The sequence below is a fragment of the Wolbachia endosymbiont of Drosophila baimaii genome, from assembly GCF_028982185.1.
Taxonomy (GTDB): domain Bacteria; phylum Pseudomonadota; class Alphaproteobacteria; order Rickettsiales; family Anaplasmataceae; genus Wolbachia; species Wolbachia pipientis.
The window spans coordinates 1-12,216 of record NZ_JAPQLE010000044.1; the positions used below are offsets into that span (position 1 = coordinate 1).

Consider the following 12,216-nt stretch of genomic DNA (forward strand, 5'->3'; position numbering starts at 1 on the left):
AAAACATTCCTCTATTCGAATCCTTTCGTCGTGCTGTTGATTCTGCCTTCCTATGACCTGTTCGGACTATTATGAGAAATGCTATAAATTTCTAAGTATGTATAAAACCAGTTTACTTATCAACATACACACTTACTATAATTTGTACACCTCTAAACAGGTTGCGAATAGAAAATATTTTTTATTTCACAACACAACTTAAGATTCAATTTTTATAATTTTCTTGTTGAATTACGAGACGGCATCTTTCTGTAGATAAAATTTCACAACTTCAGAAATAAATAGATTAATATCTTTGTGACTCTTTCGGTTTACTACTTATTGTTACACTACTCAAATAATGATTAGGATTATCATCTGCTTTGCCATTATCCTCTGACAGTTGGCTTTTCTGCCTAATTACAGCAGTCAAAAGATATTTTATTAATTGCTTCATAGAAAACTTAAGTTCTTGGCTACGTTGGTGTTCTGCTTTCTTAACTTCTCGATTTGAACCTTCAAAAGGAATTGCTTTGATTGCTTGTACTACCTCTTTCACATTTTTGCTATTTTGTAAGTTATCAAGGTATTCTCTAGCTGTTATGCTTACTTCTTTTTTATCTAAATAATCCAGAAACTTGTTGCTATTTAACTTCATATCAGAATTAATAAGCAATGGCACGCTACCTTTTACATTAATTTTAGTCCCAAAGTCATATAATTGCACTCTGGATACTTTTTGACCATCAATTTTAATAAGACCAAGCTCTTCATCCTGTTCCGCAAGAAGTTCTCGTTCTGTTTTAATTTCTCTTGTTAGGGTTTGCTTATCTTCATCATCTAATAGATCATTAGCTTGATTAACATCAAAGTGTTCAATGAGAAAGCCTTTTTCTCCTATTTCATAGCTGGCAAACCCTATTCCTTTTTCCACAACTTGTATAAGCTGATCAACGCTTTTTAGTTCAGAAACAAATGCTGCATTGCTATCAAAATACGCGTAATTATCACTCATTCTGTAAATGGCTACAACATGATTACTTGTTACTAAGTGAAGAGCAAAATCACCATTAATTTTAGCTATATAATTTGATAAATCACTAAGCACTTTACAACCCCTACTATGAGTTAAGCTTGAAGGCAAAGTGCTTGTAACACAATCTGCCTGCTCTTCAAAATTACTAAGCAACTTACTAAAAGTAAAAGCCTCTTTTTCTTCCCTTTTCGATATCTGCTTACCTTGAGCTATACGCTCATAAATTTCAGTTGAAGTTTTTAGAGTATTCAAAAATGATTTTTCTTTGTGTAATGATAAAGCTTGAGATAAACTATGAGTAATTGCTACACATTTACCATTAACGTTAACTCCTCGCTTTTCAAAAGAAGGCAAATAAAGGCCTTGTTTCACTAATTCGATAGATGCATTTGGAAAGCTGCTAGATACAAACTGCAAAAGCGCTGCTTGTTGCTCTTTATCAAAATGTAATGACTGTACATGAGATAATGTTAATTCTAAGTACTCTAATAGTAGTTCACGTATTCCATTTTGATTTTGAAGTCGTATAGTGCCTCTAATCAATGGATCATTGTCACGACTTTGTCCAGCATTAGTACCAGTGTTTCGAAATTCTCTTGAGATTTCTCTTCTCAGATCTTGAAAGTACTGTTCATTTCTAAGATTGTTTTCATCAACTATATTATTCATGCCTGGAACATTTAATGTAAGAGAATTACGCATTTCATCTAACACACCTCTACCTTGGTTTCCAAGATTATTATTTCGTTGTAAAACTTCATTAATATCTCTAGCATTTTCTAATGCCCAGAAGCCGCAATTACATCCATCTCTTTGCTGTACTAACAAATTATCTTGCTGATCAGCAAGAATGTTATGGATATTATCACTATTAATACCACTACCTTCTAAAGCTAGTCTAACATCATTTGGAATACCGCCACCAGTTGAGTTAGCATAATAACAATAATAATTCTCATTTTGGTAAACAATAGTTAATGTAACCCAATGAACGTTACCTAAATTAACAATTGAAGTTAATATCCTTCTTTCACCATTTTCTCCACCACGAAGCCTTTGCAGATTTTCACGTACCCATTGATACTCTTGACGTACTACTTGCCCATCATCATCACGTCGCTCTGGCTCTGTTATCTGTGCTTGTGAAGTTATTGCAAACAATTGATCATTTTCAACATTAAAGCCATAGCTTCTTGCAGCATCAAATACATCACGGTGTTGAAGCCAATAATGATAATTAAGATTATCTGTTGCAAAATCTAATGTAAGTATATCATGTACATCTCCCAGCCGATTAAAAGCACCATTTGGATTATTTTGAATATACGCATTTATTAGTTGTAATACTTGTTCTTGATTACGAGCAGCTCTTCTTGGTTCATAACGACGACTAATTCTATGTATATAAAGATTTTCTGGAATAGTTGTAAGATCTTCTGCTCTCTGTGCAGCTACATTAAGTACAACAGGACAGAAAACTATCTCATCTTCAAGAGTAATAGGTAAGTATCCTCTTTCTCTTTTCATAAGTTGCTCTATCTGACGTCTTATCTCGTTTAGTCTTTGTCCTACTTCTTCTGCATTATTAGCAAATCCTAATACATATACAAGAGGATGAGTATCTGGAGCATTCTCCGTAGATTGTCTTAATAATAAAAGGTCTAATCTCTGTTCTGTAATTCTTGTGAGTATCACCCTTTCTCCTTCTTCTTCCCGACCCCTTTTCAAACTATATTTTTGACCAACTTTATACATAGCAAGCACTTTATAAGGATTATCACTAGCATAAAATGTACCATGCAGTACAGAACGCAACTTATCCTCACTATTAATATTTATTGCGTCCATAAGTGGCATCAATATTCCAGAGATCTCTTGAAATAGCTCTCCATGTTGACCTACATTTTGCCAGCCATCATTCATAACCCTTTCTGAAATACCATGTACATTTTCAACATTAGGCACTTGTATAAGATCACCATCAAGAAAATTATTTGCATTATCATTTTGGTAATCGTGATATAAACCAAGGTCATTTAGTTGATCAATATCTAGCTCAAATTGGTCATTAAGTGTGCATGAAACTTCCCATACATGAATATTATTCCTATTAATATTAAGATCTTGTAAATTGATGGCTTCTTGTTGTTGCACATCGTGAGCTCTAACGCCAAGTATGACTATAAGCAAACCTTGAACATGAAAGACCATAGTTAAACATCTTCTTAAATCTGGATCATCATATCTGAATATGTGTTTTGTTGCCTGCAATCTACTTCTTTTTCTATTCCTTTGTACTGGTACATACCCATTATCAAAAGCACTACTTCCAAAAGTAAAACCAGTTATGCAATCAAATATTCTATTATAATTCTCTGCATTTCTTGGTATTTCATTAGGAAGATATTGAAGCAAGAAATCTCTAATATTCTCTCTAATCCCTTCATTCTCCAAACACTCAAATAATCTTCTCACTAAAGGAAATCTATCCTGTTGAAGTTCTACTGTATCAACACTAAAAGGATCTATATATAAATTAAAATTTAATCCAACACAGACAGTATTTCTTGATTCAGTATGGATAGGTATAAATGAAAAAACATGCAATCTTTCAGCGTGACTTCTGGCGCGGTTTAATGCGATATTGGACGGTGCCCTTGTAGCAAGATTAACAACAATAGGAACATTTTCTCTTTCTGCTCGATGACGTACAAGAAAAGCAACATATGAATTTCCAGGAGACAATTCAAGGTCAATATCTATTGTGCAGAGATGACTAAAATTCGCTAAAAAACCTAATAAAAACCCGTGACTCTCAAATTTTTGATTGTGGTCTTCAATATTATCTCTCAGCACTTGTCTGTAATTATTATAATAGATGCGAGTTATATACCTAAAAATTACTGTGCTATTGTCTCGTAAAGTTTGTACAACTCCACTTCTTAACATTTCCGCAAAGTTATCAATTCTTTGTTGACCTGGTGCAATTTGTGCAAAATCAACCAGCTCATCAAGTTGTCTGAACTGATCTTGATCAAGTTGCATTCTCTCTATTTCCTTAATTGTCGAAACGCCACGTGGTGGAAGCTCATCAACCTCCATAAACCTACCAAGTTCTATATGTCGAAGAAGACTGACCTCAGATGCTGAATACTTGGCAAATTTATCATTACCTCCAGAATCTTTTTCACGAATCGCTTCAACTACTACTGCCCCCTTTTCTCCCTGACTCTTGCCCTTTCCATGCAGGCACACTTTGTATTGCTCAAAAATTGGTTCTTCTTCCCCTAACTCCGGATTTTGCCACCTAATCTCTCGCGCTAGAGCACTTTTCTCCCTTTCACTAAACCTTAATCCATCACTGTTAGGACGATCAGAAATACTGTAACATTTGACAACTGGCTTTCCGTCACGGTTACGAGTTAAAACGGCAACCTTTAGGTTTCCTGTATTCCTATTATTACCACTTGTATCAATACCATGATTATCAAAACGAAAATAGACCCTCTCATTTGCATTCAAGATACCAACACCACGGGCGGTAGCAAACATACTAAAAAAGAATACAGGAAGAAAACGACCTATCCCAACACAATCTACGAAAGATGGACATCGATCTAAAAAAGACTCAGACTCCTGTCTAAAACCATCAAGATCTCCATCCACTAAACTTCTTACTAAAGACACAAAATACCCCTCCATTTGCTACGATCAGAAAAACTACTTACCAAGGCCTACAAGTGTGGATCACTTATTACTAAGAGAGCCACTAAGCGTAAAGATGCTTTTTTTCTTATGAGAATCAGAAACACCACTTACACTAGGAGTTCCAAGCTCAGACTGCGGACTATCATCAACTGGCAAAGTTCTTCCCTTACTACCATGAGCTTTAGATCGTGATCGCAAATTACTACAAGGACCATCACCTCCAGGACCAGTTGGTAGAGTCGGTTCCTCTAACTCAGAGAATAACTCTTCTGCTAACTTGCCATAGTCCATACCTTTCTTCTTTCCCTCTCTACCGCATAATCTAAGGTCATCTATCATAACTTCTTCGAAGGAATAAAACTTTTTAGGGAAGCGATCCTTGGCAAATAACATTATCTCTAATATTTCTTTTTTTTCATCAGACTTACGACCAAATCGTTCCCAATTAACCACTAACCCTGCAAGTGCATTTTCTATAGGAACTTGGAAGTTAGAAGTATCGACAGCAGCCTCCTTGTGTTTATAAAAGCGATCACATCTCCACATTTCCATAATAATAGATCTAGCTTGAGCATTTAACTCAGGATTGTCTAACATAACATATGAAAGTGCGGAAAGAAGAAGTTTATATTCTTCATATGATAACATTTTCTCTGAACGATCTCCGTCTCCATGTTCTGAAACTCCTTTATAAAACCAGCACTGTACCAAATCATGAACCGTATCAAAAAAACATGACTCTATTAATCCAGTAAGAAGGAAATATACTCCCTTATCTTTCTGCAACAATTTCTGTAAAAGAGTATCTTTATCAGCCATACTCCTTGCGCAAAAATCTAAAATAGGAGCATCTTTCTCAACAGATTGAAGACGAGAAAGAGCAATAATAGCTTCTGTAAGTTTCTTTTCCTTATCTTCTTCTTTCAACAGATTATAAAAATACTCTACTCCTTCACTCCACTTAAGCTTTACAGCACTGTCAAAGCCTTCTAATGCATCATACTGCTTTAATTCCCCAGATTCTCTATCGATCCAGAAACTTAATACAGGATCTTCCCTTTTCATCCCATACAATAGTGAGTTTAGTATGTATTTATTATCATCTTTTACAGGACGACCATTACCATCAACTGCATTAGATGAAAAGCTTCCTTTATAAGTATCAAATTGCTCCTTAAAGAGAGAAGGAATTTTATCTACTACGCAATACCTACAAGCTATATCATAATCTGAAAGTGGATTATCTACCCCACCTATTTTTTCTTCAGTAAACCTTTGACCTAAAGCAGCATTATCCAACCTTACACCTGACCAGCAACCTTCATCTTGGAATACATTGTGCAAAAACTTCAACTTATCACCCTTAAAGTATCTTATGTGCTCCATAAAGTTATCATAAAGGACTCCCACCCATCTCTTGATAGCTGACTTCCTCCCGGCAGCAACTGTCGGATCTGGATGTTTAATAGCTTCCTGTAATTTTTTGGACATCGCAGCCCTAAGCTCTTTCTGTGATGGCATTAACCCCTCCTATTAAGTATTTGTACAAAAAAGGTATTGTACAGACATTAGAATGGATTGCAATATTAAAATTACTAGAATAGAGGGTTTAATAAAAAAACGTTATGGCTAAAACTTCTTTCCTTGAATTTTCTCAATATAATCAACAAAAAACCCTGTTATTCCAGCAATAACATCAATAGAAACACCTGCCTTGAGTGAATTTTTAGCCACAGCTATTTTAGCCTGTCTTTCGCCCTCTTCCCTGCTTTTTTCATGTCCGATGAGGATGACTTCTGTGTTTATTGGCTGATAACCGTAGTGCAATGATTCCCTATTATCCAATCTGGTGCTTCTCTGCCATTTTCCCACTTAGCAAATCTCATCTTTTCCTTGAGATAATATCTCCTATAAGCTTCCACAGCACTGCTGCATTTATACTGATCTGGCAGTGCTTGTATAAAAGCTTGCATATCAGTTGATCGAAAAATGAGTAAATCCTTATTACTATCACACCAATTTATTACTTCCTCTGATTTATGCTTCCTTTTGTATCGCCAAGTGTACTCTTTACATAATTCTCTTCCGTACTCTATCAACCAATAAAAGTTCCCTTTCGATTGCCTAGCCCACAAAGAACAAGGATGATTGCTGTGAGTGAGTTTATATGGAACTGCTATATTCTGATCTGTGGTACTGACAAGAGGATTTGGCGCTTTTAATGCTATTGAAAAAACATTACTTAATAACTGAGCAGTTTCTAATGGCATTTTTACTATATGCTTATCACATAACATTTTTGCCGCAATTTCTGGGTTTTCATCTAGTACAAAGATGTTCATCTAGGTGTCAAAAGATAGAATCAGCTTAAGTCTTTAACTTCATCAACTGTAAGACCAGTAGTTTGAGCTATAATATCAATAGAAACACCTGCTTTTAGTAGATTCTTTGCGACCTCAATTTTCTCTGCTTTTCTGCCTTTTTCATGTCCGATTTTTATGCCTTCTTGTCTACCTTCTTGTCTACCTTCTTGTTTACCTTCATCTCTAGCATCATTAAGACGTTGTTCCCAAATAGCAGCTTCTTTCTGTACACTCAATACTCTTTCTTCGTATGCTGCTAGATCCTCTTCTTCCCAACTAAACTTGTCTAATTCATCATATGCTAGCTTTATTATTGGTGATTTTTCTGCAATATCTTTTAGGTCTTCATCTGTAGTATCTTCTGCATACCGAAAAAAAAACACCACCTTTCTACTGTGCTCTCTAGTTGCTCTACTTTGTTCTTTGTAAATTTAGGCAACTCAATAAAGACAAATTGAAAATCTTTTAAGTAATGTCCATTAGTCTTTATATCACGTATATTGTGAGTGGAAATATACTCAACCTCTGTAGGAAATAGCGTACTGTTGGAAATAGCAATAAAGAATACTTTCTTAAAATCAATGTAATTGCCAGATTGTCTTGAGTAAGCTTTAGAAGCATAAAGTTGGGCACGTTTTTCAAAGCCCTTGTCACGAGCGAGCTGCATCTCTGCAATATATCTATTCCCGAAAGAATCCTTACAGAGGACATCAACAATACTCTGTTTATCAGAAGCAATTTCAGGGTCCATAATAGTGCTAAGAAACTTAACATCTTGAATTGTGTTAACACCAGTAAACCCTAAGATGTCATTCAAAAAGTGGATAAGAATATTCTTATTTTTTTCAGTGCCGAACACTCGTTTGAAGGGCAGGTCACATTTAGGATCGAGGAACTTAGAAAAAGTCATAAGAAAGAACCTTAAAAAGCATTAATAATTATACACAATTCTGAAGAAATATTCAACGTTTTTATATTGAGTTTTGTTTTTTTAAGCTTCGAGAAAAAAATGACCTTCAGAGGTGGGCTTAGAATGGCATTCTTTGCTTTAGATGTCCTTTTATAGATCTTTTTACTAACCCTTCTGTAAAGCGCCTTAAAAGACCAGCAAATGGATGCCATGATTTTAGCATCTGTCAAGGACCATTTTTAACGCTTTTTGGTGCAAGAGCTTAATAAAAGTGCGAGCGTCATCGAGCTCTCACACCTTTCATAATAAAGAGCTTGAAGTCAACATTTTCATGGTAAATTTATGCTCACCTGTGTAATAATGTGTAGTTTATTTCTGTTAGCGGCATGGCAAAACGTACTACTATCTCCATAAGATACGAAATAGCACAGAATGTAAGAAGCTGGATATTAAAGCGGAAACATACCCAAAAAGATTTAGCAAATAAAACAGGTATAGAATACTATACGCTGCTAAGGTATGTAAAAGGAAAATGTGGCATTCCAACTGAAAAGTTAAAACGTATAGCAAAGGCATTGTCAGTTCCTATTAGTAATCTACTTCCTCCACCAAGAGAAGACAGTTGTTTTGATAAAGATAAGGTGCAAGAGACGTACGATTTCATGGGAAAATACATGAAAACAAAGGGGAGAGAACCGCGCAAGGCAATTAATGCATTAACCAAATTTATTCGAGCTCAAGAGGAAAGTGATGTAAAAGCAGCAAGAATAAGAATGGCAAAAAATATGCTCGAGTTAGAATTTGATGCTGATATTATCTACCAAGCAACAGGCTTATCAATAGATGAATATGATAACAAAGAGCTAGTTGTCTGTAAGCGTCACAAGGAAGGACAAGAGATGAAGAAATGGAGGATAATAAGGGAATATACTCAAGAGGAATTGGCAAAAGAGCTCGGTGTAGCGCATTCACAAATACATAACTATGAACAAGGAAAGAGTACCTTTTTAAGCGAGGTGGCATGTAAGGTTGCAGAAATATTATCAGTGGATGATAAAGATCTGATAACGGAAGAAGATTACTATGAAGGTGAAGACGAGGAAGCGGAAAATGAGCTATTAAGTTTGACGAGAGAATTCAAAAGAATTGATAATCAGGAATCAAGAGATGAACTGAACATACTAATAGAATTTTTGTCCGAAAGAAGGCAAATCTACAGAGAAAAGATCGACAAAGCAGAAGGGATAAAAGTAGCAAATAATCTACTTATACTAGGTATTTCTGTTGATGCTATTTCTTCAATAACTGGCTTATCTAGTGAGAACCAACCCTGAGCTTATTTTTTAAGAGTACGAATACAAAGCGATATCGCTTAAAGAAATCAATAATTATTAATATCTTCTATCTTTTCATAAAAAAACAAACAAAAAAAAATCGAAAAAATTGACTTGACTTCGCCCGGAAGCGATGGCTTTATGCCAAAGCTACTAAAAAAGTAGCAGTAAACATTTAAATTTTATAAGAAACTAATATAAGGTAAATTTTATGAATAACAATAATAAAAGTAAAGATAAAAGTATATATGGGGAAGAAATAGAGAAAGTGTTAAGAAGCGGAGAAGGGAAAGTTTTAAGAGATAGTGAAATAATAAAAATACTTCTAAGAGCAGTACATAGCGAAGATCAAGCACAAACTATTGCTGAAAAGCTAACAGATACTTGTAAAGGGATGGGAAGAATTTTTGGTCGTGGAATAGATGATCTGAAAATAATAAAAGGAGTAACCGACCCTGCGGCTGCAGTGATTGTATGTGTACAAGAAGCTTACAAGAGGGCACTAAGAGAGGATTTAAAGAAAGGGCCTATGAATGGATAATTACGCAAAACTCGTAGAATATATAAGGGCAAATATAGGTCTATCAGCAAAGGAAGCTGCTATGATAATTTATTTGGATAAGCAGTACCATTTGATAGAAGATGAGATGCACATGGGTACAATAGATGAAGTATATATTTATGAAAGGGAAGTAATAAAAAAGGCACTAACAATAGAGGCAAAATCAATAATACTGTCGCACAACCATCCAGGAGGAAGTTTAAAGCCATCCAAGGAGGATAAAGCTGTGACGAGTGAATTAGCGGCAGCATGTCAAGGCGTGAGAATGGAGCTAGAGGATCACATTCTTATATCAGGTAAGAAACATTTCAGTTTTAAGAAAAACGATCTGCTTTGCTAAACTTGTATTGAAAAGAGTTGCATAATATAGAATACTAATTTATAATGTCTATAATATTCACATGGTGAATTAATAATAAAGCAACAAATGACGATGTATACTTAGATAATATTTTAATATTGGAGGTTTATATGAATAATAAAGTAATTGTACCTTTTAAAGATAAAGAGGGAAATACGTACGAGTTAACCATAGATCTTGACAGATTGTCGAAAAATGGAATATTGGATGCTATTAGAGGTATGAGTCGTACCATCAAGCAGTCCACAAAGGAAACTGATAACGATCTAAGCAGGTTAGCGGGAATATTGGATGCTATTGAAAAGCAAACTGATAAGAAAAACCCGTTGTCTGTCCTTTTAAGCAAAGTCATGAATAAGAAGGCTAAGGATGAAAAGACTGAAGGTATGCCTTCCCCTAATGATATCTGTGACAAGTCAATCAATTTTGGAGAAGGACGTGGATTTTATAACACAAAATCTTTAAATCGTCAAAGCTTAAACCCATTTATTCCACCTCTGAATAAGATAGAGCTAAGTACCAATGAAAGTACAGCATTGAGATGGTTTAAGAGTGAAGTGGTGAAAATAAAAAACGTCAGTGAACTGAAAGAAATTGTGAGCCAAGCACTAGATGCTGGGATAAGGCTAAATGCATGTCATGAAGGAGAAAGAAGTTTTGCCGATTTTGTGGTATTGAAAGTGCTTTCGTGCCCGCCCGAAGGGGATAAGGAAAAAGATATAATGCGAGAACTGATGCTAAATGAAGCGGTGTTTAGTTACGATCTAGTGCAGAATAAGCGCATAAATAAAGATTATAATGAACTGTATCAAGAGGTAAAGCCACAGATAGACGAGCGGCTTAAAGAACTGAAGGAGGCCGGAGAAAATGCTGTTCAAGGAGGAATCGTAGAAGATGTATGTATAGATAACAAAACATTTTATATGAAGTTTTCTAAAGATAGCACAGTAAAGCCTATGGAAGTGCTAGAAGGTGCAAGAAGGTTAGGTCTAAACACAGGATGTGTGGAACTAGGTGGCAACATTATAAAAATAGGTGACAGCGAAATCGAAGTCAGCGAAAAAGGAGGTAAAAGAAACTATACCGATTTATCCGGTGACGCCGTTATGTTAGAACTTCCTACGAGTATCGGTAAGCTAAATATTATATTGAATCACGATGCAGACCGAGTACAAATGATAGTAAAAAATAAAGAAATGTGGGATGAGCTACAAAAACGCGGCGAAGTTGTAGGAAAAGGTTGCCTTTTTGGAGGAAAGACAGTCGAAGAGGCAATAAAGGAAGGAGGCTTCTTGAGAAATGGCAAGTTGAGTAAAGAGCAGGTCACAGAGAAAATAAAGGCGGTTGATAGCTCAAGTGAAACATTATCGTGGGTAGGTAAGGTAAGTGAGGATAGTAAAACAACTTCTATAAAACGTTGAATTACTATGGGAAGGGAGATCTTTTCTTCCTTCTCTACTCCAACTTATAACAATAAAATTTTACAAAGGGTTGGTGCAAACTATTCAAATAAATGAAAGCGCTAGAATTTCTTATAGCAAATGTGTAGCCACTAATGACGAGATCTACTGCCTCCATAAGGCACAAAATAGCACAAAATATAAGAAGCTGGATATTAAAGCGGAAATATACCGCAAAAGATTTGGCAAATGAAACAGGTATAAAATACTATACGCTGCTAAGGTATGTAAAAGGGAAATCTGGCATTCCAACTAAAAAGTTAAAGCGCATAACAAAAGCATTGTCAATTTCTGTTAGTAATCTACTTCTTGAACGAAAACCACTGAGAGAAAACAGTTGTTTTGATGAAGATAAGACGCAAGAGACATATAATTTCATAGGAAAATACATGAAAATAAGTGAGAGAGAACCACGCAAGGCAATTAATGCATTAACCAAATTTATTCGAGCTCAAGAGGAAAGTGATGTAAAAGCAGCAAGAATAAGAATGGCAAAAAATATG

The 12,216-nt window shown here is 35.2% G+C and carries 8 protein-coding genes and 2 pseudogenes; 5 read left to right on the forward strand and 5 right to left on the reverse strand.

Features of this window, described 5'->3' with window-relative positions; genetic code table 11:
• Window positions 1-286 precede the first annotated feature (286 nt).
• The 5 genes and pseudogenes from OZD66_RS01450 to OZD66_RS01470 all read right to left on the reverse strand — a co-directional run bounded on the left by OZD66_RS01450 (window position 287) and on the right by OZD66_RS01470 (window position 7,996).
• Window positions 287-4,702 carry a cytoplasmic incompatibility factor CifB gene (locus OZD66_RS01450; protein ID WP_182367238.1) on the reverse strand — a complete coding sequence of 1,472 codons (4,416 nt, stop codon included), beginning with the start codon at window positions 4,700-4,702 and terminating at the stop codon, window positions 287-289.
• A gap of 60 nt (window positions 4,703-4,762) precedes the next feature.
• A complete protein-coding gene (locus tag OZD66_RS01455) occupies window positions 4,763-6,244 on the reverse strand; it encodes a cytoplasmic incompatibility factor CifA (RefSeq protein WP_182367236.1) in 1,482 nt (493 codons plus the stop codon).
• Between the two features lie 108 nt (window positions 6,245-6,352).
• A pseudogene (locus tag OZD66_RS01460) lies at window positions 6,353-6,556 on the reverse strand (Rpn family recombination-promoting nuclease/putative transposase); the annotation flags it as partial.
• Window positions 6,526-7,065: a pyrimidine dimer DNA glycosylase/endonuclease V gene (locus tag OZD66_RS01465; protein ID WP_182367234.1), complete on the reverse strand. Its 540-nt coding sequence runs from the start codon at window positions 7,063-7,065 to the stop codon at window positions 6,526-6,528. The gene OZD66_RS01465 and the pseudogene OZD66_RS01460, both read right to left, overlap by 31 nt.
• Window positions 7,066-7,085: 20 nt before the next feature.
• Window positions 7,086-7,996: pseudogene (locus OZD66_RS01470) on the reverse strand (Rpn family recombination-promoting nuclease/putative transposase).
• Window positions 7,997-8,382: 386 nt separating this feature from the next.
• Between OZD66_RS01470 and wmk the strand changes: the two are divergent.
• From wmk to OZD66_RS01495, 5 genes are all read left to right on the forward strand, one after another.
• Window positions 8,383-9,330: a WO male-killing family protein Wmk gene (wmk, locus tag OZD66_RS01475; RefSeq protein WP_182367232.1), complete on the forward strand. Its 948-nt coding sequence runs from the start codon at window positions 8,383-8,385 to the stop codon at window positions 9,328-9,330.
• Window positions 9,331-9,541: 211 nt separating this feature from the next.
• Window positions 9,542-9,871, forward strand: coding sequence for a JAB domain-containing protein (locus OZD66_RS01480; protein ID WP_259348534.1), 330 nt, complete (start codon window positions 9,542-9,544; stop codon window positions 9,869-9,871).
• Entirely contained in the window at window positions 9,864-10,232 is a 369-nt protein-coding gene (locus OZD66_RS01485) for a JAB domain-containing protein (RefSeq protein WP_259348533.1), read from the forward strand. Before OZD66_RS01480 ends, OZD66_RS01485 begins: the two co-directional genes overlap by 8 nt.
• Window positions 10,233-10,363: 131 nt before the next feature.
• Window positions 10,364-11,674 (forward strand): hypothetical protein, encoded by a 1,311-nt coding sequence (locus OZD66_RS01490; RefSeq protein WP_275022003.1) that lies wholly within the window; start codon window positions 10,364-10,366, stop codon window positions 11,672-11,674.
• Between the two features lie 134 nt (window positions 11,675-11,808).
• The coding region (locus OZD66_RS01495; protein WP_275022005.1) for a helix-turn-helix domain-containing protein at window positions 11,809-12,216 on the forward strand (408 nt) is incomplete at its 3' end.

What these genes read in the sequence shown, in the direction of transcription:
- OZD66_RS01455 (WP_182367236.1), bottom strand. Translation starts at nt 6,244, where the DNA reads ATGCCATCACAGAAAGAGCTTAGGGCTGCGATGTCCAAAAAATTACAG.
- OZD66_RS01465 (WP_182367234.1), bottom strand. Translation starts at nt 7,065, where the DNA reads ATGAACATCTTTGTACTAGATGAAAACCCAGAAATTGCGGCAAAAATG.
- wmk (WP_182367232.1), top strand. Translation starts at nt 8,383, where the DNA reads ATGGCAAAACGTACTACTATCTCCATAAGATACGAAATAGCACAGAAT.
- OZD66_RS01480 (WP_259348534.1), top strand. Translation starts at nt 9,542, where the DNA reads ATGAATAACAATAATAAAAGTAAAGATAAAAGTATATATGGGGAAGAA.
- OZD66_RS01485 (WP_259348533.1), top strand. Translation starts at nt 9,864, where the DNA reads ATGGATAATTACGCAAAACTCGTAGAATATATAAGGGCAAATATAGGT.
- OZD66_RS01490 (WP_275022003.1), top strand. Translation starts at nt 10,364, where the DNA reads ATGAATAATAAAGTAATTGTACCTTTTAAAGATAAAGAGGGAAATACG.